The organism is Bacillus sp. SIMBA_026, assembly GCF_046535335.1.
Lineage (GTDB): Bacteria > Bacillota > Bacilli > Bacillales > Bacillaceae > Bacillus > Bacillus velezensis.
The window spans coordinates 377,722-399,801 of sequence record NZ_JAWRWX010000003.1 but is presented as its reverse complement, the minus strand read 5'-3'; the positions used below and the strand labels follow the sequence as shown (position 1 = coordinate 399,801).

Here is a 22,080-nt window from a genome sequence, read left to right as displayed (position 1 = left end):
CCTCTATTGGCAAAACAAAGCTCGGGAAAATACGAAAAGATCCTGCAAGCCGCGATTGAAGTCATTTCTGAAAAAGGATTAGACAAAGCATCCATTTCAGAAATCGTCAAAAAAGCCGGAACGGCCCAAGGGACGTTTTACTTATATTTTTCTTCTAAAAACGCACTGATATCCGCGATTGCAGAAAACCTGCTCGACAATACGCTGGACAGGATAAAAGGGAAAACGGACGGTTCTGAAGATTTTTGGACGTTGCTGGACATTTTAGTAGATGAGACATTTCACATCACCCGGCTTCATAAAGATATTATCGTTCTCTGTTATTCCGGTCTTGCCATCGATCATTCGATGGAGAAATGGGAAGCCATTTATCAGCCTTATTATTCCTGGCTGGAAGGCGTGATCAATACGGCCATTGAACAGGGTGAGGTCCACAGCGGCATTCATGTCAGATGGACGGCCAGAACGATTATCAACGTTGTCGAGAACGCGGCTGAACGGTTTTATATCGGCTGTGAACAGGATGTCGATCTTGAAGTATATAAAAAAGAAATATTCAGCTTTCTCAAAAGAAGCTTGCAGAAATGATTGGCGGAGACCGATCATTTTTGACTGCTGCAAAAATGACTGACATTCATTCATAACTAACTGAGGTGACTGTATCATGTATTGGCTGCTTGTATTGATAGCCGGACTGTTAGAAGTAGTTTGGGCGTCCGCCCTGAAGCATGCGGATTCGCTTTTTGATTGGATTGGTATTTTCCTTCTGATTGCCGTCAGCTTTCTGATGCTGATCCGCTCTTATAAAAAAATTCCGATGGCTGCCGCATATACCGTTTTTGTCGGAATAGGCACTGTCGGCACATTTGTAACGGGCGTCATTTTAGGCGAATCGTTTTCAATCGGGCAAATATTCTTTTTGGCTTTGCTGTTGTCCGGCATTTTAGGAATGAAGGTATTTACGAAAGAAACTGAAACAAGGGGTGAACATTAATGGCATGGCTGCTGTTATTTATTGCCGGAGCGGAGGAAGTTGTAGCGGCCGTTGCCATGAAACATATTGACGGTTTTAAAAAAAAGTGGCCGCTGATTGTCATGGTAACAGGCTTTATGCTTTCATTCTTTTGCCTTTCCGGAGCGATGCAGGTTCTTCCCACAGGTGTCGCGTATGCGGCTTGGACCGGCATGGGAAGCATCGGCGTTTCGGCCGTGGGCATACTTTGGTTTAAAGAAAAATTCAATCTGTCACAATTGGTGTCTCTGGGGCTTATCCTCATCGGTGTCATCGGCTTAAAACTGACAGCGTGACGGCCTGAGACAGCTTTTCAAATAAAAAACAAAGGACCCTAAGCGGGCCCTTTGTTTTTTTATGCTGTTTTGATCTGTTCTGCTTTCCCCGCTCCGACTCCGAAAATAAAAATCAGAACGGAGACTGCGATCAGCATGAATAACGGAACCGTCCAGCCGTGCGTGATGTCATGCAGCAAACCGAATACGAGCGGCCCGAACGCGGCAAGCAGGTATCCGAATGACTGGGCCATGCCGGAAAGCGCCGCGGCTTCATGAACATGCCGGGTCCGCAGGCTGAAGAACATCATCGCCAAGCTGAACGCACATCCTCCCGCGATTCCGATCAAAATGACCCATAGCGGAGTGAGAGCCGGGCTTCCGAAAAGAACGCCGGCAATGCCGATAAGGAAAAATAAAGCTGTCAGTCCGGCGAGTGCGCGCTGATTTTTCATTTTAGCGGCAGCGATCGGCACGATAAAAGTAATCGGCAGAACTGAGAATTGCATTAATGAAAGCATCCATCCCGCCTTACTTGAGCTGAGACCATTCTGCTGAAGAATTTCCGGCAGCCAAGCGATGACGGTGTAAAAAATAAGGGATTGCAGCCCCATGAACATCGTCACCTTCCAAGCAAGCGGAGACCGCAGCAGACTGCTTTTCTTCTCTCCGTTTGTCCCAGTCGTGCGGACGGGCAGTTCGCGTCCTCGCATTTGCGGAATCCACATGACGAACGCAATGAAAGAAAGGATAGCCCAGCAGCCGAGCGCGCCTTTCCAGCCTAACCCCGCTGAAGAGGCGATCGGCACGCTGATGCCGGATGCAATCGCGCCGCACAGATTCATAGAAACCGAGTAGACGCCGGTCATGATGCCTAAATTTCCGGGAAACTTATGTTTAATGAGACTCGGCAGCAGGACGTTGCATACGGCGATCGACAATCCCAACAGGATCGTTCCGAAAAAGAGAGTGCTGATTCCGGCGATGGAGCGCAGCAGAGTTCCGGCTGTCAGGACAATTAATGATGACAGTAACACAATCTCGGTCCCGAAGCGCCGGGACAATAAAGGAACAAACGGTGACAGACATGCAAAGGCCAAAAGCGGCACTGTCGTAATGGTGCCGGCAGCCGCATTGGTCATGCCGAGGCTGTCCCGAATTGAGGAAACGAGCGGCCCGACCGATGTCAGAGGCGCTCTAAGGTTGGCCCCTATCAATATGACTCCGATGACCAGCAATATCAGTTTTTTACGCTGACTTGCTTGCAGAATTTGATGTTCGTCTTTAATTTTCATGTTCATCCTCCATGTGTATTGTATCTTTAAATACTGTGATGTATTGGTTGACGGCCTCCATGGCCTGATCCGGTTTCTGTCCGATAATCGCGGCGGCAAGCTGGGTGTGGATCCGGATAGCAGGGGTGATTTCCAACAGGTTATGGACTGACGCACAAAGCGCCTCCGTCATATGCTCGTAAAGATCAGAAAGCATGTTGTTATGGGCCGCCTGTACAATGGTTTTGTGCAGCTTAATGTCGGCTTCGGCATACCGTTTTCGATCTTCATTTTGCAAGGCCGCTTCACATTCATCCAAGCATGCCTTCAGTGCTTTCAGGTCTTCGTCATTACGCCTTTCCGCCGCCAATCGTGCAGCTTCTCTTTCGAGTGCGTATCTGACTTCTAATGTTTCAAGCAAATTTGATTTTTTAATATGGCGGTAAAATGCCGCGCCGAGAACACTGGATGAGCTGACATACGTACCGCTCCCCTGCCTTGTCTGAAGCAGGCCGGCATGTACGAGCGCCCGAATGGCCTCACGCAATGTGTTTCGGCTCACATCAAATTGCTTCATTAAATCCAGCTCAGGGGGAATTCTCGTCCCGACCGGCCATTTATCCGATTGAATTAACGATTCAATTTGCGTCACCACTTGTTCTACGAGCGACAGTCTGCTTGTTTTGGATATCTCCATCAAAACACCTCTGAAATTTGTAGGATGATTCTATCATTGGGTAATATAACATAAAAGAAGCAAAGATGTAAATCAGCGGCAACAAAAAAAGAGTGAGTTTTTCTCTCACTCTTCGGCGCTTTTATGAACGTTTTATATTGACTGAGGTCACGACAAACTTGTCATGACGGTGGCGGGAAAATGAATATTCAAAGGGAGTGCCGTTGTCCAAAAAGCCTACATGCTCGACTTCAAGTATCGGGTCATCCGGCCGGCAGCCGAGATATTGCTGATCCATATCATCCGACTTGCACGCTCTGATTTTTCTGTGTGAGCCTGCGATTTTGAGCTGCAGTTCCCGCGTAATATGATCATAGATGGAATGGTTGAGCACCTCGTCATTAATGCCGGGTATAAGGCTCGCCGGCATGTACGTTTTTTCAAGAACGTACGGTTCGCCCTCAACAATTCTGAGCCTTACTACATAATAGACGGGAGTCTTTTCATCGATGGCCAAATGTGCGGCGACATCTTGAGACGGAAACTGCACTTCAAACCGGATGACCTTGCTCTTGATATTCTTTCCTTTTAACAAATTGCTCAAGCCGAGAATTTCGTTGCTGACTACGTGAACGTGCTCATCCTGCATGGCTGATTGAATGATAAACGTGCCGTGCCCTCTTTTTCTGAAAAGCATCCCTTCAGCCGCAAGTGTATCAAGCGCCCGCTTCATCGTCATCCGGCTGCACCCGAACTCCGCAGCGAGCGTCTTTTCATCCGGGATCGGCTGATCTATGTCATATACACTGCTTTTAATCCTCTTTCTCATTTCGTTGGCGATTTTTTCGTACTTATTCATCGGTTTCCTCCGGCTGTATAATGTTTGATCTGTATAGACTCCTTACGGTTATCATAAATTTTTTTCCCTGCTTCATCAATGACGTTACAGCCGCCGATATTGAAATTGAAAGGATTTCCTCGAATTTTCTATGGAATCTCCCTCACTATTATGGTAGAATTTTTGCAGAAACGGACACAACCGAATATTGCATACATTGTATAACCTCAATGATATGGTTTGAGGGTGTCTACCAGGAACCGTAAAATCCTGATTACAAAAATTGTCCCGTACACTTTTTGTAATCAGGATTTTTTATTTTCTAAAAAATAAAAAAAGGAGTATCTGTACATGAATTTTAAAGTATTTCTGCTTGCAGCATCTACCATCGCAGTCGGATTGGTTGAATTAATTGTGGGCGGTATTCTTCCGCAAATCGCTTCCGACTTAGATATATCCATCGTCAGCGCAGGGCAGCTGATCAGCGTGTTTGCGCTCGGTTATGCGGTATCCGGCCCGCTGCTTTTGGCAGTGACGGCAAAGGCTGAACGAAAGCGGCTTTATTTAATCGCACTGTTTATTTTCTTCCTAAGTAATCTGGTCGCTTATTTCAGTCCCAATTTCGCCGTACTTATGGTGTCACGGGTGCTCGCTTCCATGAGCACAGGGCTGATTGTCGTCCTTTCTTTAACGATTGCTCCTAAAATCGTGGCGCCTGAATACAGAGCGCGGGCGATCGGCATCATTTTCATGGGGTTCAGTTCCGCAATCGCTTTAGGCGTGCCTGTCGGTATTATCATCAGCAATGCCTTCGGATGGCGCGTTCTGTTCTTGGGAATCGGCGTATTATCTCTCGTTTCCATGCTGATTATCAGCGTCTTTTTCGAAAAAATACCTGCTGAAAAAATGATTCCGTTCCGTGAACAGATTAAGACGATCGGGACCGCCAAAATTGCCAGCGCACATCTTGTCACCTTGTTTACATTGGCGGGGCATTACACACTCTATGCCTACTTTGCGCCTTTTTTGGAAAGAACGCTTCATTTGAGTTCCGTTTGGATCAGTGTATGCTACTTTTTGTTCGGTCTGTCAGCGGTATGCGGCGGCCCGTTCGGAGGCTGGCTGTATGACCGTTTAGGGGCATTTAAAAGCATCATGCTTGTGACCGTTTCTTTCGCTCTGATCCTGTTTATTCTTCCGCTGACAACGGTTTCTTTAATCATTTTCCTGCCTGCGATGGTGATCTGGGGATTGCTCAGCTGGAGCCTTGCGCCGGCGCAGCAAAGCTATTTAATCAAAATTGCGCCTGAGTCTTCCGATATTCAGCAAAGCTTCAACACGTCCGCTTTGCAGATCGGCATCGCGCTCGGGTCAGCCATCGGCGGCGGCGTGATCGGACAAACCGGTTCTGTCACAGCAACAGCCTGGTGCGGCGGTTTGATTGTCATTATCGCTGTCGCGTTAGCTGTATTCTCTTTAACGAGACCCGCTTTGAAAAGAAAATCCGCATAAATGTGAGACCGCAAAAAAGCCAAAGGAGTTCCTTCGGCTTTTGCGGTCTTTTTATTTTGCGGCAGCAAGCTCGTCTTCTGTCACCCATTTATGATTGGTTACTTTTTGGCCGCCGTCAGTCGGTGTATAGTCGACCATATACACGGTTGTCTTTTTGGCTGAATCAATAACGGCTTCGGCGCCTTTCATGCCTTTCATATGGGATGCCTCGATCACGGCCTTGTCACCCGGTTTTAATGTTTTATCACCGGCGCCCTTCAGCTCTTCCTGAATGACCCATTTATGATCTTCGACGCGCTTTCCTCCCGTTTCCGGAGTGTAAGATACACTGTAAACCGTTGTATCATAAGCACCTTTTACGGTTCCTTGTGCATTTTTCATGCCTTTCATATGAGAAGCTAAAATCATGACGTCACTGCCGACTTTATAAGTCGGATTTTCGGCCTTCTTTAAACCTTTCGGCACCTTGGATGAACCTGAGTGATTCATGTCTTCGTGAGAGTGCGTTTCTTTGTCTTTCGCTTTTTCGCTTCCTCCTGAAGATTGGCTGTTGCATCCGGCAAGCGCCAGAACGGGGATCAGGAGAAACATGCTGAATAAAAATAGTCTCGCTTTCATTTCAAGAACTCCTTTGCCTTTTTGATTTTTCACTTTCCCTTTCGTTTTTTCAGTAAAACAAAAAGATGGCCTGTCATTTCTCCTAATTCTTCAAATCTCTCTTTATTGCCTTTCATCAGGTGAAATTGTTCACAAAATGTACACATTAATGGAGATGCAGTATAATTCAATTATCAGATAATAGGGGGAACTCATCATGAAAACGAAGGTTTTTGCGGTGGTATTGGGCGCTGTTTTAATGATTGCGGGGTTGGTTTTGGCTGAAGTTTCGCTTTATATGGAATACATCACAATGCTCGGAGCTATGATTTTTTCTTCTATATTTATGTCAGAGCCGAAAAGAAAATTTCGCGTCATCAAAGGGGTTTGACCTTTCTATTACCGCCGTCTTCTCAGGACGGCGGTTTTGTTTTGCATGTCACTCAATCTATCCGCACAGCCGTTTCTTCTGTGCCGTCCTGATATAAAACAAAATGCGGGGCTCTGTGTGCTTTATCACCTGCAAATTCAATTTCAAGCGGCAGCGCCCTGACAAAATAACGGGTTTCCGTCATTGGGAATAATTCGAATGGTGTCTGCCCGTCTATTGTAAGATACAATCGGTTTTCTTTTACCGCCACCGATGCATGTGTGTCATCCTGAAATGAGTAATTGCCGGTAAATCTGCTGTAAACCTCAGGATCGATATCTGCTTTTTTCTGATCTGCCGGACGTTTCGGAATCACGTATGGCTGATCAAATAAGATGTTTACAGCCGCAGCAATTACAGCTTGTTCAAATTGATACGATTGTTCCATATTGCTTAGATAAATCAATGTTTTATTCTGGTCAATATACCGGATCATCAGAGTTGAATAGCCCGGCCAGCCTCCGTCGTGACTGATAACCTTCCCTTTTTGCCGGCTGTTTTGAATCATCCAGCCAAATCCGTATCCGAATTGCTCTTCTTCATTCCAATAGCCCGGTGTAAACGCTTGATCTTTAGACTCTTTGCTGATGATTTCTTCCGTATAAAGAGCCTGATCAAACAGATATAAATCTCTTATAGCGGAGTTAACGGTTCCGTCACCTTGAATCCCATCAAGAAAGACGACATAATCGGTTTCCTCAAGTTCATCCGGCAGCACATATTCTCCGGAATGAACATCATACACATAGCCATATGCATAGTTCGGAATGTTTTCTTTACTCAGCCTTCTGTTATAAATCCGCGTATCGTGCATACGAAGCGGATGAAATACGGCTTGTTTCATAAATTCAGCAAAACTCATGCCTGATACAATTTCTATAATAACCGCTAACACCACATACCCCGTATTACTGTAAAGCCACTCCTTGCCCGGCGGGAAATAAGCATCCGGTTTATGCTGCTTAAGCATATTGATCACATCTTGATTAACGGCAATTCTGTCCCGGTCCCAATGTGTTAAGAACAACTCCATATAGTCCGGCAATCCTGACGTATGATGGAGTAAATGCCGAATGGTAATGCCCGGATAAGGAAAATCAGGAAGCCATCGCTCTATCATATCGTCATAACGCAGCTTCCCTTGCTGCTCTAAAATGATAACGCCCAAAGCTGTAAACGGCTTCGATACTGAGGCCAATTCAAAGACCGATTGGTCATTCAGCATCCTCTTTGTTTTCAGTTCTGCAGCGCCGAATGAACCCTGGTATAAGATGCGGCTGTTTTCCGCTACCAATACAGCGCCGTTTATTTCATGTCTTTCGTCTAAAGTGCTGAAAAGCTGTTCAAACGCTTGTTTTTTCTTATCGTTCATTTCACGAACCTCCATATACAAGCTGATTTACTCTTTTATACGAACAGCCGCTTTAGAAGTTTCAATATTTTTCCTTCTCGAAACACCAGTCAGTATACTGCCGTTCAGGCAGCCGCGGAGGTTTGATGAATGTCTTTTATTCACACAATACTGTGCAGGCTTCAAATTCAACATGCTTCTCGTCTTTATTTGCACCGGCAATTTCCATGGTCGAAAACATCGCGCAGACGACGGCTTTGTATTCGTTCATGACGGTTTGAATTTCAATCAGGAACCGTTCGGATGAAGCCGCATATTCCGTTACGTACTCTTTCATTTTGCCGATAATATCATCTGCCTGACGGCTGAAGCCGGCCGCCTCCAAGTCACTCTCAAACTGGTTTTTGTTGATCATATGAATATGCATTTTTTAAAGGCTCCTTTCAGCAGCATTTTGTGGTTATATCTACTGTAAAGGACAGGCTTGGATAAACTTTTAATAAAATATGAACAAAATATGAATTGGCTCATCGGCCTGACTGGCGGGCTTTCGGCTGTACTCCGTTTCATTTGGACTACATGAAAAAATGACTTCTTTACTCTGTTAAAAACAGCTCATATATGATCTAATACCAGTAAAATGTTTAGGAGGCGGCCTATGTCAGCAGCAGGAAATCGGCAAAAATTTTGGGTCATGGCGATGCTTATAGCGGTCTTTGCCGTGTTCGTTTTCTCTTTTTCTGAGAATCATTCACAAAAGGACTGGCACACGGCGGTTGACCAGGCGTCAGTGAATGTCTTCGGCCAGCAGATCTTTGAAAAAAACCGTCTGGCAAAAACACTCGACGCACGTGAGGCAGAATCTCTTCTGACTCTTGTGAAACTTGCAAATGAAGAACATCACATCATCTAAAAGCCATTATAAAAAGCCTGTTTCCCTTTGGCAGAGGAAACAGGCTTTTTCCATGTATTATTGAGCATGTTTTTGTTCAATAAACCGGTCGATCCGGGCAAGGACATCCTTCATGTCCGTACATTCTTTAAAGCTTTCATTAATGGCTTGAATGCCTTGTTTGTATTTTCCGTTATGCAGCACTTCTTCCGCGGCAAGCCTTACCTTTTCAGCGCTTACTTCATCTTTTTGCACTGTATAGCCTGCATCCAATTCAGTCAGGCGGCGCGCAACCATCGGCTGGTCTTTATCGTGCGGGATGACCACCAGCGGCACTTGATAATGAATGCCTTCATTTACACTGTTCATTCCGCCATGCGTGACAAACACGTCGGCCTGCTCCAGCACTTCAAGCTGCGGCACGTACGGAGCGATGATAAAGTTTTCCGGCGCCTGTTTGATTTTCGACAGATCGGCTTTTTCCCCGGCGGCAATGACTACTTTTCCTTCAAAATCTGAGAACGCGTCTATGCACAGATTGAAAAACGCTTCTGTGTCCCCGAGCACCGTTCCCATTGAAATATAAATGACTTTTTCATTCTTTAATGAGTCAATCGGGAAGTCGACGCGCCCTTTTCTCTTCGGAAAACTCGGACCGATAAATAAATACTCATCTCCGAATGTCTCACTTTCGGGCTGAAAATATCTGCTTGTATAGACGACGTTCAATTCACCTGTGTTGTTCATAAATTGAACCATGCTGTCAGGGGCGACACCGTATTTGTCTTTCATCTCGGCCAACAGCTCTTCACATTCCCTGTCCGGCTGAAACGGCACGCCCGATTCCGGATGGAGCGGCAGTATTTTCAGACGGTCTTCATTGAACAGGAAGGATGCTGAAGAAGAGATGCCGGGAATGTTGAGATAATCCCGCACCAGCTCTCCCGCACCGAATTTATCATAATAGACGGCGTCGAATTGAATGTCCTCTGCCAGCCGCTGCACAATATGTAAAATCTCCAGTGACGTTTTGATATGAACCTTTAAAAATGCAAGTATGCCGGACGGACTGCCGGGATCAATAGGTGTCATTCTGAGCAGATCGCTGTGAAGATGAACTTTCGCCCCTACTCCTTCCAGTCTGCTTTTGTATTTTTCCGTTGAGATATAATGAACGTGATCGCCCCGTTCGCTGAAAGCCTTTGTCATACCCAAAGTCGGGTTTACGTGTCCTTCTGCGGGAAAATTGATCATCAGAATATGTTTCGCCATTTTTCAAACTCCTTTGCCTTTTTTGCGTCTCTTCCATATCCATCATAAATGACGCGGAAAAAATCATGCAAGGAACATCCGTCAGGTCTTTATGACGGTTCGATGACATCGGCAAAAAAAAGACAAGGCTTTTCACCTTGTCTATCGTGATGATTCGTCTGTTTCTCCCGCTTTGAGCACGCCTTTCAGATGTTCTTCATCATGCTTGAGATGCTCCGTCATATATTGCACGGCTTTTGTTTTATCGCCCTTTTTTATTTCTTCAAAGACTTTCCGGTGCTCATGCAGGATAACCTCCGCACGGTCATCGCCTTTAAAATTAAGAACTCTGCAAAAATGAATCAGCACATTGACATGCTCAAGCAGCATGGCCAGCCGGCTGTTGCGGCTGAAATCCACAAGGAGCCGATGAAACGACTCGTTTAAGGAAATAATCTCAGTCTCTTTGACGCCTTTATTGATGGCTTCTTCCGTTTCCCGCAGCTGTTTTTCAATGAGGTCAATTTCACTCTCAGCCGCTTCATCAATAACCAGTTCGACCGCCAGTGATTCAAGTGACATTCTGATTTTATAAATCTCTTCAACATCCTTAACGGACAAAGAATAAATGACAAAGCCGTTTCGATCGTCTGCCGTCAAAAGCCCGTCCTTTTCAAGGAGCCGCATGGCTTCTCTGACCGGCGACCGGCTGACTCCGAAATCCTTGGCCAGCTGAGTCTCATTCAGCCGTTCACCCGGTTTAAAAATCCCGTCAAATATCATTTTTTTCAATTGGGAATAAAATTGCAGATAATACGGGATTGGCTTATCTAATTTAAAATTATCCATCTTTCCTACCTCTTCATACAATTTAGGCCTTATTGTTACCAAGATCATATAACAGTTTATCTATGGAAGCAACATTCCCGAGCTTGTCAGCATATCGGATGTGGCGTAATATGGAATTATGATGAACGACGGTCGACGGTCTGCCGTAAACCGAAAACAATTCATTCAGAGGTGACGGAAACATGAAAACATACAAGATTGCCAGCATACCGGGGGACGGTGTAGGGAAAGAAACAGTTCCGCAAGCGGAACGGGTGTTGAACGCAATCGCCGAATTACATGGAGGCATTGCCTTTGATTTCACTTCTTTTCCGTGGAGCTGCGAGTATTATTTGGAGCACGGGACTATGATGCCGGATGATGGATTAGAAACGTTACAGCACTTTGATGCTTTGTTTTTGGGAGCGGTGGGGAATCAAAAACTCGTCCCCGATCATGTTTCGCTGTGGGGGCTGCTCATCAAGATACGCCGGGAATTTGAACAGGTGATTAATGTGCGGCCGGCAAAGCTCCTGCCGGGAATCACTTCCCCCCTCGTTAACCCGAAGGATTTTGATCTGATAGTCGTCCGCGAAAACAGTGAGGGCGAGTACAGCTCTGTCGGCGGCAGAATCTATCAGGGTGAGGACGAAATCGCCATACAAAACGCGGTCTTTTCCCGCCGGGGTACGGAAAGAGTGATGCGGTATGCTTTCGAACTGGCGGCAAGTCGGCGGAAACACGTCACAAGCGCGACGAAATCAAACGGTATTATTCACTCGATGCCGTTCTGGGATGACATCTTTAAAGAGGTCAGCCGGGAGTACGCCGGGATTGAGACGGATTCCCAGCATATCGATGCACTGGCGGCCTTCTTTGTCACGCAGCCGGAACGCTTTGATGTCATTGTCGCTTCGAATCTGTTCGGAGATGTGCTGACAGATATCGGCGCGGCGATTATGGGAAGCATCGGAATCGCTCCCGCAGCCAACATCAATGTAAACGGCAAATATCCTTCCATGTTTGAGCCTGTTCACGGCTCCGCCCCGGATATTGTCGGAAAAGGAATTGCCAATCCTATAGGCCAAATATGGACGGCGAAATTAATGCTCGATTCATTCGGAGAAGAGGAACTGGGCCATCTCCTCTTACAATCTATTGAAACGGTCACAAACAGCGGCATTCTGACTCCTGATGTCGGCGGAAAACATTCAACGGAAGACGTCACTTCCGCTGTTATTTCTCAAATCAAGAACAGATAATACGAAAAAACCGCGGGCAGGAAAACTGCACAGCGGTTTTTTTCGTCTCAGACGGGACGGGCCGCGCAGAAACAGGCCGATTCACCTGTGAAGTCCGCAATACGGCCTGATTGATCCTTTTCTACAGAAAAAAACCGCTGTATATCACGAGGAGCATCCAGCATCTGTTTTTCCAGTAATACGGCTTTCTCTTCAGTCAGACCTGCCCGTTCACACCAGACGGTAAATTGAAATGGTTTCAAAAAGCAGACAGCGGATTCAATCCGGAAGCCGGCTGTCTCCAGAAAACGGAGCCATTCTGTTTTTTTCCACGCCCGAAAGTGGCTCTGATCCCGTTTCTTTTCAATGTCATTATAAAAATGGTCATATTCATCCTTTTCAGGTGCGGTATTGTCAATGAGAAGCAGTCTGCCGCCCGGTTTGACAACCCGAAACGCTTCATGAACAAAGGCTCTGACATCGGGAAAATGATGCGCCGCGATTCTGCATGTGACGATATCGAAAGCAGCATCGGAAAACGGCATCTTTTCAGCATCGCCTTTTTCGAATGACACGTTCGTCCATCCGTTTCCGGTTATAAATGCTTCAGCGGCGGCTAACATTTCTTCCGTGAGGTCATATGCGATAACAGAGCGTACGAGAGGAGCGAGAGCGTTAGCCGTATGTCCGCCTCCCGTCGCGATATCCAGCACGTCCATATGCTTTTCGGCACCGGAAGCTGAAACGAGATACGCCAAATCCTCTCCTGCAGTGTGTCCTGGACTAGTCACATATTTCGCGGCGTTTTTGGCAAATTGCCGCTGCGCCTGCTGTTTAATTGAATCCTCCATGATACTCGGGGCCCCTTTTCTTTCTGATTGCTGCCTTAATCAAAATAAACGGGTTCGTCCGGATGTTTGAGATATGCAAACATCCTTTCAATCTGACTTTCCGTATTGCGGGCTTCAGATAGCGGCGGCAGTTCCGTCTCCGCAAAAAAGCCTGCCGCGCTTGTTTCCGTTCCCTCCCTGAGCCGGCCGCCGATGATCTCGCATTTGATAAACACTTTGTAAACGTGGACGGCGGACGGCGGATGCGAATGGCATTTCTTATCCATTACAGCTAACAGTTTAACGGGCTTTACGTCGATTCCCGACTCCTCTTTTACTTCTTTGACAGCGGTCTCGCCCGGAGAAATCCCGATATCAGCCCATCCGCCCGGCAGCGCCCATCTGCCGTCGCTTTTCTCTCTTACCATTAATATGCTCTGATCTTTAAAAACTGCCGCTCTGATATCAACTTTCGGAGTGGGGTAGCCCATGTCACCGGCGAATACGTCTTTAATGATTCTTTTGTCGATGCCGGTATAATGCGCCATGATATCCACGCTTATTTTTCTTATTTCTTCAAATCTCTCAATATCATATATGTCTTTGGAATAAGCCAGCCCCGCTTGCGCCGTGGATTGAAGCTGTTTTGCCCAATCTAGCCATTTTGGCTCCATTTTTTCACCGCCCGTTATGTTAATTGACGAAACCCTGAGGGTCCGGGTATTGCACCTTGAGAGTACCGGTGCCCATGATCCGTTTCTGCTCCTTGTTTTCTGTTTATGGAGGGGCGAATCCTGCCGGGAAAACAGAAAAAAGCCATTCATTTGCTGAATGGCTTTTTTTATTTTCTATTTTTCTTTCATGACAAGAACGACGCCTGAAACAATAAGAGCCGCTCCGATCCAGAAGGTTCCTCCGATCGTCTCTCCCAGCAGCAGCCAGCCGAGCAATGTTCCGGAAAGCGGCTGAAAGAAGAAAAACAGACCGCCGCTTGCCACATTCAGCAATTGCAATCCGCGATTCCAAAGCATGAACGCGCAGGCGGTTGAGATCACACCCAAATATAAAAGTCCGCCCCATATCTCAGGCCGGGCAAGCTGAGACAAAGGAATCTCCTGAAGCGGGCCCGCTGTAAACGGGGTCAGGATGACAAATGCGACGCAAATGGAATACGTTGTGACCACAAGCGGTGAGTAATGGCCGGGAACCCGTTTCATCAGCACGGACATCAAAGCCCATGTCAGCGCCGCAGCCAGAAGCGAGAGACCGCCGAGCTGGCTCGACATATCGAGATCTCCGTTCCCCACAATGAGCAATACTCCGATCGTCGCCAGCCCTGTCGATATTCCTTTTTTCAGCGTTAACCGCTCTTTCAACATCAGCCGGGCAAATACAACCATAAATGCGGGAGTGGATGCCGTAATAATCGCACCCATCTGCGCGGTTGATAATTTCGTGCCGATTTCCTGCGTGACGATCGAAATCGTGTTGCCGATCAATCCGATCGCAGCGATCAGTAATAAATCACGTTTATGAACTTTCCAGGATTGGCGTGTAAACAAACTGAGAATCAAAAGCGAAAGAAGCGCCACCGCATATCTCAGCCATACCAGTTCAAGCGGCGGAATGACCGCTACCACAACTTTTACAACGACATACATACCGCCCCAGATACTGGCGGCCAATGCCAAATAAATCGAACCGAACAATGTATTTTTCAATTTGATGCACCCTCCGTTATCATATTAGGTCACGTTATATGCCCTAACGGAGAGAAGCGCAGTCACTTTCCTCCATTAAGGGCGGAGAAGTGCTGCCGGTACATCATGTTCAAATAAGGGCGCTAGAAACATATCGTGTTTCACCTCAATTGCAATCTGATTTTTCTCATTATACAAGGTTTGTTAAAAGACGTAAATGAACGGCGGCATCGGCTTTATGGATTGCGGACTTGCAGCTGGATTCTTGTGATCTGATTGTCAAACCCGTCCGCCACAACCTCATCAAGCATATATTCTTCATATGCATAATCGCCCATTTCCAGCCCATACTCTTCAATAAACTGCATGATGCTGCGGTAAGCCGCTTCCGCTTCATCCCCTATTTGGTACCCGACGGCATAAAGCCCTTTCGGCTTGATATGGAGGTCTCTATTCTCGATGCTTTCATCTGTCTTCATATAAAAATGGGTGTAGTTGTAGAATTCTTTTTTCAGAATCTGCTCCCGCGCAAACAGTCCGCCGACCGGATGCCCCTGATCGAGCTCATGTACCCGCATATAGCGGATCAATTCGGAAATGGCGGCAGTATATTGCCGTTCTGGCAAATGGAGTACGGGTCGTCCTATCATAAGTGTCTCTTCATCTAATCGCTGCAATGAGACGGAGGAAAAGTCTGTCTCCAAGGCTTGTTCGGTCAGCTTCACCTTTGTCTGAATCATCCCTTGCAGGTGCTCCAGCTTTTGGATTTTGCTTTCGATTTCTGAAGATCTCTCTTTTAAAAGCGTGATGATACCCTCAGGGGTTTTGTCTGTTAAGAGCGGTTTGATCTGCTTCAAGGGCACGCCGGCCTCCTTAAACAGACCGATGACCTGGAACAGTTCGAATTGATGATAGGAATAGTATCTGTATCCATTCGCTTTTTTGATTTCCGGAGAAAGCAGGCCGATCTCGTCATAATGGAACAGGGTTTGTTTTTTTACGTGGCACAGTTTTGCAAATTCACCCGTTGTGAAGTATTTTCTGACGTCTTCGCTCATAATGCCTCCTTGACTATACGGTAACCATATCCTTTATGATGATCATTGTATCCGAGAGAAGGCTGATTCACAAATGGCTTACGCAATGAAAGCTTTACCGTCTCAAAAAAAGCGGAAGAGGAGTATCAAGTATGACGATTGAAATCAGAGCAGTCACAGAAAAAAACCGTGCCGATATACTGGCGCTTCATGTAAGGGAAAGCCAGACTTCATTTATTGAAACCGCGGAAGAGTGCTTACAAGATGCTGAGGATTGCCGGCATTATCAGCCGGCCGGTCTTTATGTTAACGGGGAATTGGTCGGCTTTGCCATGTACGGATGGTTTCCGGAATATGATGAGGAAAATGAAAACGGCAGAGTGTGGCTTGACCGTTTTTTTATTGATGAACGCTATCAGGGACGGGGATTGGGCAAGCTGTTGCTTGATGCCCTTATCCGCCATCTCGTTCGAATATATGATTGCAGACGGATTTATTTAAGCCTGTTTGAAGATAACGTGCACGCATTGCGGCTTTATCAAAAATTCGGCTTCTTATTCAATGGAGAGCTGGACTCAAACGGGGAAAAAGTGATGGTGAAAGAGCTGTAAACCCTCTGTATAAAAGCGATTCGGCTTCTTGCCAATACCTTAAATTTGAGGTAACATAAAGATATTAGACGACGGTCGACGGACTACGGTCGATTATTAGAACCTGATACAGCGGAGCGGAACATGGTGATCAGGCATCTAAATGGAGGAGAAGATTGTGCTTATTATACTCGTTATGTTTCTTCTCGGGATTATTCTCGGGTTTATCGGCGCCGGGGGAGCCGGTTTTGTCATTGCACTTTTAACTATACTGTTTCACGTACCGATTCATACGGCTTTAGGCACCTCCCTCGCCGGAATGGCTTTCACAAGTTTATCGGGGGCTTTCAGCCACTACCGTGAAGGCAATATTCAGATGAAAATCGGTCTCATCGTCGGCGTTTTTGCGGCATTCGGTTCGTTTTTCGGGGCAAGGCTTACTTCCCTTATCCCCGCAGATTTGCTGCATTACTTGACGGCGGGCATGCTGTTTTTATCTGCTCTGCTTATTTTAGTCCGGTTATTTATTGTAAAAGAAACACAAGAAGATTCCGGACAGCAAAGCAATCTGAATATATGGGTGAAAGCCGTTGTACTCGGTGTCATCGCAGGAATCTTGTCCGGAACGTTCGGCATCGGCTCTGCCCCTTTTATCCAGATCGGCTTAATGATTCTTTTGCGCTTATCCATCCGCCAGTCGGTCGGCACCACCATGCTTGTCATTATTCCGCTTGCGGTCGGCGGAGGACTCGGTTATGTGACGGAAGGATTTGTCGATTATATGCTGTTGGTCAAAGTGCTGATCGGAACGATGTGCGGCGCATATGTCGGAGCGAAATTCACCAACCTCGTGCCGAAAGTCATTCTGAAATCAGCCATCTTTTTAACACCGGCCATCGCCGGTTTGATGCTTTTATTTTAAACTGAAACGGGAGGCGGCCGCCTCCCGTTTTTTTCTGTTCTTCACCTGTTTTCGAAGAGCTTTTTCAGCTTTGCTTCCGTTTCGGTATGATCTACCGGCGTATACACACTGCAGCGCAGATCACTGTTGCCCTGAACCTGAAATGAAGTCAGGTTAAAGACCATTTTTCCCGCCTTCGCATGGCGGAACTCAATTAATACTTCGGGTGCCGAGCTGACTTCGCTCTCATTCCACAGCGTATGAAATTCCGAATACGTTTTCTCCATTTCTTCTATAAACTGAGAATACCACGTATCCGCTACATACTGGCCGTAATACGTTCTGAAAATGGCGATGAATCCTTTCACAAAGTGCTCCCAGTTCACGGCTAAACTTCTTAATTCTTTTCTGGAAAACAATAGCTCTATGAGATTCCGCTTTTCAGGAGGAATTTGTTCAAAATCTAAAAATACGTGAGCCGCGGCCTGGTTCCATCCCACGATATGACACCGCCTGTCCGAGATAATGGTGGGGCAATAACGGAGCTCTTGCAGGATTTTTGAAAGCGACGGGCTGATAACCGCTTCTTCCTCCGCGGTAAACGGCTGCTTCACGCCCTCCTCAATGGCAAGCGCGTATAAATAATTTCTCTCATCTTTGTTCAGCTGCAGCGCATCGGAAACCGCGTCCAATACGGCTGCGGACACTTTAATGTCTCTGCCCTGCTCCAGCCACGTATACCACGTGGTGCTTACGCCGGCTAATTGCGCGACCTCTTCTCTTCGGAGTCCGGGCGTTCTTCTCCGTGTGCCCATCGGCAGCCCGGCCATCTGCGGAGAAATTTTAGCCCGCTGCGTTTTTAAAAACTCTGAGAGCGCCTGCAATCTTCCTTCTGGTATCATACCGAATCTCTCCTCTCTTACCCTGGTATTCATTATACTAGGATAATCTACAACTTGTAATAGGATAATTGCGAGTTACAATAAATACATACCGAAGGAGGAATGACCATGAAAAGAGTTGTGATCACCGGAATGGGAGTGATTTCACCTCTCGGCAATGATGTGCATACATTTTGGAAACACCTGACGGAAGGAAAATCGGGAATCTCTTTCATCGATTCGTTTGATGTCTCCGGCTCAAAGACAAAAATAGCCGGTACCGTCCGTGATTTTGACGCAGAAGAAAGATGGGGCAGAAAAGAAGCGAGACGGCTTGACCGTTTCAGCCAGTTTGCTCTAGCGGTAGCGGAACAGGCGCTTGAAAGCTCCGAGATTCAGCTCGATCAGATTGACCGTGAACGCCTCGGCGTGTACGTCGGCTCGGGAATCGGCGGCATCACGACTTTGATTGATAACGTTCATACTTTAAATGAACGGGGAGCGCGAAAAGTGAGCCCGAGCCTTGTCCCCATGATGATCTCAAACGCGGCCGCCGCTCAAATCAGCATCAGATTAGGCGCGCTCGGCCCCTCACTTTCTCCCGTCACCGCGTGTTCCATCGGCAATACGTCGATCGGGGAAGCATTCAACGCCATTCGGAATGATGACGCAGATATCATGTTTGCCGGGGGAGCGGAAGCGGCGATTACGAATTTGTCATTAGCCAGCTTCGGCAATGCCCACGCGCTGTCAGCGAGAAACGAAGACCCCGCCGCGGCAAGCCGGCCGTTTGACGCGGATCGCGATGGATTTGTCATGAGTGAAGGCGCGGGCATCTTAGTATTGGAATCATTGGATAGCGCAATCAGCCGAAACGCCCCGATCCTTTGTGAGGTGCTCGGCTACGGCGCGAGCTCTGACGCCTATCATATGGTGGCCTCCCATCCGGAAGGGACGGGTGCATACCTGGCGATGAAAAATGCTTTGAAAAAGGCGAACGTTTCAGCGGAAGACATTGATGTCGTAAGCGCCCACGCGACAAGCACAAAAGCCGGAGATCTTTCTGAAACATTGGCAATCAAAACATTATTCGGGGAGCTTGCGTATGACATTCCGGTTACGGCCAACAAATCAATGCTCGGCCACATGCTTGGCGCGGCAGGCGGAGTTGAAGCCATCGCTCTGACAGAAAGCCTGCGACACGGCATCATTCCGCCGACGATCAATCTGCAGCACCCTGACTCGGCATGTGATTTGGACTATGTGTCAGACGGGCCCCGAAATCAATCGTTAACGATCGGCCTTTCCAACTCATTCGGCTTTGGCGGGCATAATTCAGCGATCGTGCTGAAGAAATATGAATAGCGGGCATCAAAAAAAGGAGTGAATCATTTCACTCCTTTTTTGCTTTCTCCGGTTTTGTTGTTAAGGCGAAAAAAGCGATGGAACCGATAACGGATGTCGTGAACATAATTGCCCCCATCGGGACGGCCGTCGCTTCATTCATCCCCACAAGCGGCGACACGATGGAACCGAGAAGAAGCGGAAGCATGCCGAGCAGTGCGCTTGCGCTTCCCGCGCGGTGTCCCTGCTTTTCCATCGCCAATGTAAAGGTGCTTGTCAGCGTCATGCCGATCGTAATCATATAAATAAAAATGGAAATCACCAGTGCCGCCAGCGGCCCGTGAATGATCGTCATGACGAGCAGAACGGCAGTCGCCGTCATCGCTGTAATCACGCCGATTCTCAGCAGGCTTTTTTCGTGAATGATCCCGCCGAAACGCCCGATGATAAAGCTTCCGGTAATGATCGCCAGACCGTTTATGCCGAATAAAACACTGAATACCTGAGGCGATACTCCGTAAATATCCTGATACACGAAAGGCGTTCCGGAGACATACGCAAAGCTCCCGCCGTGAATAAAACCGACCGTCAGCGCATAGCCGATAAATGACCGATCCTTCAGCAGGCTTCCCATTGTCCGCACGGAATTTCCGATGGAGCTCGGAATCCGCTTTTCCGGCGGCAGGGTTTCTGTCAGCTTGAGCGCAATGATGAGAACAAGCAAAAACCCGATAAAGGTTAAAAAGAGAAAAATCGTATGCCATGATGCAAACGGAAGCAGTAAAATCGCGCCTCCCGTCATCGGCGCCACCATCGGCGCTACGGCGGTAATGACCATCAGCAGCGAGAAAAATTTAGAAAGCTCTCTTCCCGTAAACACATCTCTGACGATTGCACGGGATAAAACGAGTCCTGCCGAAGCGGTGAATCCTTGAAGAAAACGGGCAATCACTAGTGTTGCAATGTTCGGTGCAAGTGCGCAAAACAGAGAAAACAACGCAAATAAAAAAATACATAGTAATAACGGTTTTCTTCTTCCCTTCGCGTCACTTAACGGGCCGACAACAACCTGTCCGATTGTCAGTCCGATCAGACAAGCGGTTAAACTGAGCTGGACAAGCGATGCGCGGGCGCTTAAATCTTCAGCGATTTCAGGGAAACTCGGCAGATACATATCTATATTGAGCGGCCCCAGTATCGCAAGCATTCCGAGAAGAAAAGCCAGCGCAAGCCGCTCCTTACCAGTCGGATTATGCAGCATATCGTTCCCACCTTTCCTTTGTCAATCTCTCAAAACATTTGTATATTGTATCATAATTTTTTCTTTATTTTTAAAAGTTTTCAAAGGGCATAAAAAAACCAAGGGCTGCAACAGCCCTTGGGTCCGGGTCACGCGGTAAAAGGTTTTACGCGTGTTTTTCTTTAAATGCTTTTGCGTATTGATCAGCCGCTATAATGGCATCCGCCACGTCGTCAGCCGTCACGTCAAAAGCGGCATGAATTGTTTCTTCTTCAATCGTCGCGGCTTCTGCCACTTTCATAATGTCCTCTTTAGATGCGTCTTTCAATTTGATGTCTTCAAGTGTGACAGGCAGCCCCAAGCTGATATAAAACGCGATATACCGCTCAATTTCCTCAAGCGAACGTTTTTCCAGCGCCAATTGAACGAGCGTGCCGAATGCCACTTTTTCACCGTGGGTCAAGTGATGGATTTCACCTTCAAGCGCGGTAAATCCGTTATGAATGGCATGCGCCGCAGCTAAGCCGCCGCTTTCAAATCCCAGTCCGCTCAGAAGTGTATTGGCTTCAACCACCGCTTCCAATGCGGGCGTAACGGCTTTCGCTTTCACAGACTCATAAGCGAGACGGCCGTATTTGAATAATACCGCTTCACATTTTTCCGCGATAGCTTCTCCGGCGATTGTAGGAATTCCGCCTGCCATCGTTTTACCGCCATTGGCGATGACACTGCGCGCCTCTATCCACGTCGCCATCGCATCGGCAATCCCTGATGCTAAAAAGCGCGGCGGAGCTTCCGCGACGATTTTCGTATCGACCAGAACCAAGTCAGGATTCTTATGATAGAAACGATAGTTTTCGAACGCGCCTTGTTCAGAATACACGACAGACAGCCCGCTTGTCGGAGCATCCGTTGAAGCGGCCGTCGGCACGATAACGGTATAGCCGTTTATTTCATCTGATACGGCTTTGGCCGTATCAAGCGTTTTACCGCCGCCGACTCCGATGACAATAGTCGCGCCTGCTTTTTCTGCGATGCCGGCAATTCTTTTCATTTCTTCCTGGGAGGCTTCGCCGTTGAAAACCGCCTCTTCAGAAGAAATATTGCTTTTCTTTAATTCAGCCGTCACCTTGTGGCCCGCGATATCCCATACGGTTTTGTCCGCGATGACGACGGCTTTTTCACCAACGCCCTCCAGATGTCCGCCGATCGTTTCAATGGCGTTTTTTCCCTGCACGTATTTGGCCGGACTGATAAAAATTCGTTCCAATGTCATCATCCCTTCTTCGTTGTCTCTCATTACATTTCTCTTATTGATAGAGCAGAAATGAAAACTCTTCTGATATAATTCCTCGTTTTAACTTGATTTAAACCTCATAT

The 22,080-nt window shown here is 47.2% G+C and carries 25 protein-coding genes and 1 riboswitch; of the genes, 10 read left to right on the top strand and 15 right to left on the bottom strand.

Annotated features, from left to right (window positions below):
* The first annotated feature begins 6 nt into the window (after nt 1-6).
* The 3 genes from SB847_RS18265 (at nt 7) to SB847_RS18255 (ending at nt 1,308) form a co-directional block, all read left to right on the top strand.
* On the top strand, nt 7-588 hold the full coding sequence (locus SB847_RS18265) for a TetR/AcrR family transcriptional regulator (RefSeq protein ID WP_044803144.1): 582 nt from the start codon (nt 7-9) through the stop codon (nt 586-588).
* A gap of 76 nt (nt 589-664) precedes the next feature.
* Nucleotides 665-994 (top strand): DMT family transporter, encoded by a 330-nt coding sequence (locus tag SB847_RS18260; protein WP_410564805.1) that lies wholly within the window; start codon nt 665-667, stop codon nt 992-994.
* On the top strand, nt 994-1,308 hold the full coding sequence (locus tag SB847_RS18255; protein WP_003156024.1) for a DMT family transporter: 315 nt from the start codon (nt 994-996) through the stop codon (nt 1,306-1,308). Before SB847_RS18260 ends, SB847_RS18255 begins: the two co-directional genes overlap by 1 nt.
* Before the next feature lie 59 nt (nt 1,309-1,367).
* On the opposite strand, the gene SB847_RS18250 is transcribed toward SB847_RS18255, so the two are convergent.
* The 3 genes from SB847_RS18250 to SB847_RS18240 form a co-directional block, all read right to left on the bottom strand.
* Nucleotides 1,368-2,582, bottom strand: coding sequence for a CynX/NimT family MFS transporter (locus tag SB847_RS18250; protein ID WP_410564804.1), 1,215 nt, complete (start codon nt 2,580-2,582; stop codon nt 1,368-1,370).
* Nucleotides 2,572-3,258: a FadR/GntR family transcriptional regulator gene (locus SB847_RS18245; RefSeq protein WP_007609773.1), complete on the bottom strand. Its 687-nt coding sequence runs from the start codon at nt 3,256-3,258 to the stop codon at nt 2,572-2,574. The genes SB847_RS18250 and SB847_RS18245 overlap by 11 nt, the downstream gene beginning before the upstream one ends.
* Before the next feature lie 121 nt (nt 3,259-3,379).
* Nucleotides 3,380-4,096: a GntR family transcriptional regulator gene (locus tag SB847_RS18240; RefSeq protein ID WP_007409298.1), complete on the bottom strand. Its 717-nt coding sequence runs from the start codon at nt 4,094-4,096 to the stop codon at nt 3,380-3,382.
* A gap of 176 nt (nt 4,097-4,272) precedes the next feature.
* Nucleotides 4,273-4,372: riboswitch (purine riboswitch) on the top strand.
* A 54-nt stretch (nt 4,373-4,426) separates the two neighbouring features.
* Between SB847_RS18240 and SB847_RS18235 the strand changes: the two genes are divergently transcribed.
* Nucleotides 4,427-5,587, top strand: a complete 1,161-nt coding sequence (locus SB847_RS18235; protein WP_038457090.1) for an MFS transporter — start codon at nt 4,427-4,429, stop codon at nt 5,585-5,587.
* Nucleotides 5,588-5,638: 51 nt separating this feature from the next.
* Here the strand turns inward: SB847_RS18235 and SB847_RS18230 are convergent, their stop codons facing one another.
* Nucleotides 5,639-6,205, bottom strand: coding sequence for a YdhK family protein (locus SB847_RS18230; protein WP_045206893.1), 567 nt, complete (start codon nt 6,203-6,205; stop codon nt 5,639-5,641).
* Between the two features lie 196 nt (nt 6,206-6,401).
* Between SB847_RS18230 and SB847_RS18225 the strand changes: the two genes are divergently transcribed.
* Nucleotides 6,402-6,575: a hypothetical protein gene (locus SB847_RS18225; protein ID WP_007409301.1), complete on the top strand. Its 174-nt coding sequence runs from the start codon at nt 6,402-6,404 to the stop codon at nt 6,573-6,575.
* 52 nt (nt 6,576-6,627) lie between these two features.
* On the opposite strand, the gene SB847_RS18220 is transcribed toward SB847_RS18225, so the two are convergent.
* Both SB847_RS18220 and SB847_RS18215 read right to left on the bottom strand, forming a co-directional pair.
* Entirely contained in the window at nt 6,628-7,986 is a 1,359-nt protein-coding gene (locus SB847_RS18220; RefSeq protein WP_410578278.1) for a serine hydrolase domain-containing protein, read from the bottom strand.
* A 136-nt stretch (nt 7,987-8,122) separates the two neighbouring features.
* Complete coding sequence (locus SB847_RS18215; RefSeq protein WP_007409303.1) at nt 8,123-8,392, bottom strand: hypothetical protein; 270 nt, start codon at nt 8,390-8,392, stop codon at nt 8,123-8,125.
* Between the two features lie 231 nt (nt 8,393-8,623).
* Between SB847_RS18215 and SB847_RS18210 the strand changes: the two genes are divergently transcribed.
* The gene (locus tag SB847_RS18210; RefSeq protein ID WP_031378602.1) at nt 8,624-8,878 is read left to right on the top strand and encodes a hypothetical protein; all 255 of its coding nucleotides are present in this window, start codon (nt 8,624-8,626) and stop codon (nt 8,876-8,878) included.
* Nucleotides 8,879-8,935: 57 nt separating this feature from the next.
* Here SB847_RS18210 and SB847_RS18205 read toward each other — a convergent pair whose 3' ends face one another.
* Nucleotides 8,936-10,129 carry a macrolide family glycosyltransferase gene (locus SB847_RS18205; RefSeq protein WP_044803015.1) on the bottom strand — a complete coding sequence of 398 codons (1,194 nt, stop codon included), beginning with the start codon at nt 10,127-10,129 and terminating at the stop codon, nt 8,936-8,938.
* Nucleotides 10,130-10,270: 141 nt separating this feature from the next.
* Nucleotides 10,271-10,957: a GntR family transcriptional regulator gene (locus tag SB847_RS18200; protein WP_022552677.1), complete on the bottom strand. Its 687-nt coding sequence runs from the start codon at nt 10,955-10,957 to the stop codon at nt 10,271-10,273.
* A gap of 182 nt (nt 10,958-11,139) precedes the next feature.
* Between SB847_RS18200 and SB847_RS18195 the strand changes: the two genes are divergently transcribed.
* Nucleotides 11,140-12,198, top strand: coding sequence for a tartrate dehydrogenase (locus SB847_RS18195; RefSeq protein ID WP_105938033.1), 1,059 nt, complete (start codon nt 11,140-11,142; stop codon nt 12,196-12,198).
* Nucleotides 12,199-12,245: 47 nt separating this feature from the next.
* Here SB847_RS18195 and SB847_RS18190 read toward each other — a convergent pair whose 3' ends face one another.
* The 4 genes from SB847_RS18190 to SB847_RS18175 all read right to left on the bottom strand — a co-directional run bounded on the left by SB847_RS18190 (nt 12,246) and on the right by SB847_RS18175 (nt 15,765).
* The gene (locus SB847_RS18190) at nt 12,246-13,028 is read right to left on the bottom strand and encodes a class I SAM-dependent methyltransferase (RefSeq protein ID WP_410578276.1); all 783 of its coding nucleotides are present in this window, start codon (nt 13,026-13,028) and stop codon (nt 12,246-12,248) included.
* 35 nt (nt 13,029-13,063) lie between these two features.
* Nucleotides 13,064-13,681 carry an NUDIX hydrolase gene (locus SB847_RS18185; RefSeq protein ID WP_044803012.1) on the bottom strand — a complete coding sequence of 206 codons (618 nt, stop codon included), beginning with the start codon at nt 13,679-13,681 and terminating at the stop codon, nt 13,064-13,066.
* 174 nt (nt 13,682-13,855) lie between these two features.
* A complete protein-coding gene (locus SB847_RS18180; RefSeq protein WP_410578273.1) occupies nt 13,856-14,728 on the bottom strand; it encodes a DMT family transporter in 873 nt (290 codons plus the stop codon).
* A gap of 215 nt (nt 14,729-14,943) precedes the next feature.
* Nucleotides 14,944-15,765 (bottom strand): MerR family transcriptional regulator, encoded by an 822-nt coding sequence (locus tag SB847_RS18175; RefSeq protein WP_101670060.1) that lies wholly within the window; start codon nt 15,763-15,765, stop codon nt 14,944-14,946.
* A gap of 131 nt (nt 15,766-15,896) precedes the next feature.
* Here SB847_RS18175 and SB847_RS18170 point away from each other — a divergent pair, with 131 nt between their 5' ends.
* On the top strand, nt 15,897-16,355 hold the full coding sequence (locus tag SB847_RS18170) for a GNAT family N-acetyltransferase (RefSeq protein ID WP_044803009.1): 459 nt from the start codon (nt 15,897-15,899) through the stop codon (nt 16,353-16,355).
* 157 nt (nt 16,356-16,512) lie between these two features.
* Nucleotides 16,513-17,256: a sulfite exporter TauE/SafE family protein gene (locus SB847_RS18165; protein ID WP_015416927.1), complete on the top strand. Its 744-nt coding sequence runs from the start codon at nt 16,513-16,515 to the stop codon at nt 17,254-17,256.
* A 41-nt stretch (nt 17,257-17,297) separates the two neighbouring features.
* Here SB847_RS18165 and SB847_RS18160 read toward each other — a convergent pair whose 3' ends face one another.
* Nucleotides 17,298-18,137, bottom strand: coding sequence for a helix-turn-helix transcriptional regulator (locus SB847_RS18160; RefSeq protein ID WP_014417044.1), 840 nt, complete (start codon nt 18,135-18,137; stop codon nt 17,298-17,300).
* A gap of 108 nt (nt 18,138-18,245) precedes the next feature.
* Here SB847_RS18160 and fabF point away from each other — a divergent pair, with 108 nt between their 5' ends.
* Nucleotides 18,246-19,481 (top strand): beta-ketoacyl-ACP synthase II, encoded by a 1,236-nt coding sequence (gene fabF / locus SB847_RS18155; protein WP_410578270.1) that lies wholly within the window; start codon nt 18,246-18,248, stop codon nt 19,479-19,481.
* A gap of 28 nt (nt 19,482-19,509) precedes the next feature.
* On the opposite strand, the gene SB847_RS18150 is transcribed toward fabF, so the two are convergent.
* Together SB847_RS18150 and SB847_RS18145 are read right to left on the bottom strand one after the other, a co-directional pair.
* Complete coding sequence (locus tag SB847_RS18150) at nt 19,510-20,721, bottom strand: Bcr/CflA family efflux MFS transporter (RefSeq protein WP_017419177.1); 1,212 nt, start codon at nt 20,719-20,721, stop codon at nt 19,510-19,512.
* Nucleotides 20,722-20,866: 145 nt separating this feature from the next.
* Complete coding sequence (locus SB847_RS18145) at nt 20,867-22,000, bottom strand: glycerol dehydrogenase (RefSeq protein WP_014304447.1); 1,134 nt, start codon at nt 21,998-22,000, stop codon at nt 20,867-20,869.
* Nucleotides 22,001-22,080: the final 80 nt, after the last annotated feature.

Excerpts from the sequence above, each read along its gene's own strand:
- SB847_RS18210 (WP_031378602.1), top strand. The coding sequence starts at position 8,624 with ATGTCAGCAGCAGGAAATCGGCAAAAATTTTGGGTCATGGCGATGCTT.
- SB847_RS18175 (WP_101670060.1), bottom strand. The coding sequence starts at position 15,765 with ATGAGCGAAGACGTCAGAAAATACTTCACAACGGGTGAATTTGCAAAA.
- SB847_RS18160 (WP_014417044.1), bottom strand. The coding sequence starts at position 18,137 with ATGATACCAGAAGGAAGATTGCAGGCGCTCTCAGAGTTTTTAAAAACG.
- fabF (WP_410578270.1), top strand. The coding sequence starts at position 18,246 with ATGAAAAGAGTTGTGATCACCGGAATGGGAGTGATTTCACCTCTCGGC.
- SB847_RS18145 (WP_014304447.1), bottom strand. The coding sequence starts at position 22,000 with ATGAGAGACAACGAAGAAGGGATGATGACATTGGAACGAATTTTTATC.
- SB847_RS18235 (WP_038457090.1), top strand. The coding sequence starts at position 4,427 with ATGAATTTTAAAGTATTTCTGCTTGCAGCATCTACCATCGCAGTCGGA.
- SB847_RS18190 (WP_410578276.1), bottom strand. The coding sequence starts at position 13,028 with ATGGAGGATTCAATTAAACAGCAGGCGCAGCGGCAATTTGCCAAAAAC.
- SB847_RS18245 (WP_007609773.1), bottom strand. The coding sequence starts at position 3,258 with ATGGAGATATCCAAAACAAGCAGACTGTCGCTCGTAGAACAAGTGGTG.
- SB847_RS18200 (WP_022552677.1), bottom strand. The coding sequence starts at position 10,957 with ATGGATAATTTTAAATTAGATAAGCCAATCCCGTATTATCTGCAATTT.
- SB847_RS18195 (WP_105938033.1), top strand. The coding sequence starts at position 11,140 with ATGAAAACATACAAGATTGCCAGCATACCGGGGGACGGTGTAGGGAAA.
- SB847_RS18250 (WP_410564804.1), bottom strand. The coding sequence starts at position 2,582 with ATGAAAATTAAAGACGAACATCAAATTCTGCAAGCAAGTCAGCGTAAA.
- SB847_RS18230 (WP_045206893.1), bottom strand. The coding sequence starts at position 6,205 with ATGAAAGCGAGACTATTTTTATTCAGCATGTTTCTCCTGATCCCCGTT.
- SB847_RS18220 (WP_410578278.1), bottom strand. The coding sequence starts at position 7,986 with ATGAACGATAAGAAAAAACAAGCGTTTGAACAGCTTTTCAGCACTTTA.
- SB847_RS18260 (WP_410564805.1), top strand. The coding sequence starts at position 665 with ATGTATTGGCTGCTTGTATTGATAGCCGGACTGTTAGAAGTAGTTTGG.
- SB847_RS18150 (WP_017419177.1), bottom strand. The coding sequence starts at position 20,721 with ATGCTGCATAATCCGACTGGTAAGGAGCGGCTTGCGCTGGCTTTTCTT.
- SB847_RS18170 (WP_044803009.1), top strand. The coding sequence starts at position 15,897 with ATGACGATTGAAATCAGAGCAGTCACAGAAAAAAACCGTGCCGATATA.
- SB847_RS18225 (WP_007409301.1), top strand. The coding sequence starts at position 6,402 with ATGAAAACGAAGGTTTTTGCGGTGGTATTGGGCGCTGTTTTAATGATT.
- SB847_RS18255 (WP_003156024.1), top strand. The coding sequence starts at position 994 with ATGGCATGGCTGCTGTTATTTATTGCCGGAGCGGAGGAAGTTGTAGCG.
- SB847_RS18240 (WP_007409298.1), bottom strand. The coding sequence starts at position 4,096 with ATGAATAAGTACGAAAAAATCGCCAACGAAATGAGAAAGAGGATTAAA.
- SB847_RS18205 (WP_044803015.1), bottom strand. The coding sequence starts at position 10,129 with ATGGCGAAACATATTCTGATGATCAATTTTCCCGCAGAAGGACACGTA.
- SB847_RS18185 (WP_044803012.1), bottom strand. The coding sequence starts at position 13,681 with ATGGAGCCAAAATGGCTAGATTGGGCAAAACAGCTTCAATCCACGGCG.
- SB847_RS18215 (WP_007409303.1), bottom strand. The coding sequence starts at position 8,392 with ATGCATATTCATATGATCAACAAAAACCAGTTTGAGAGTGACTTGGAG.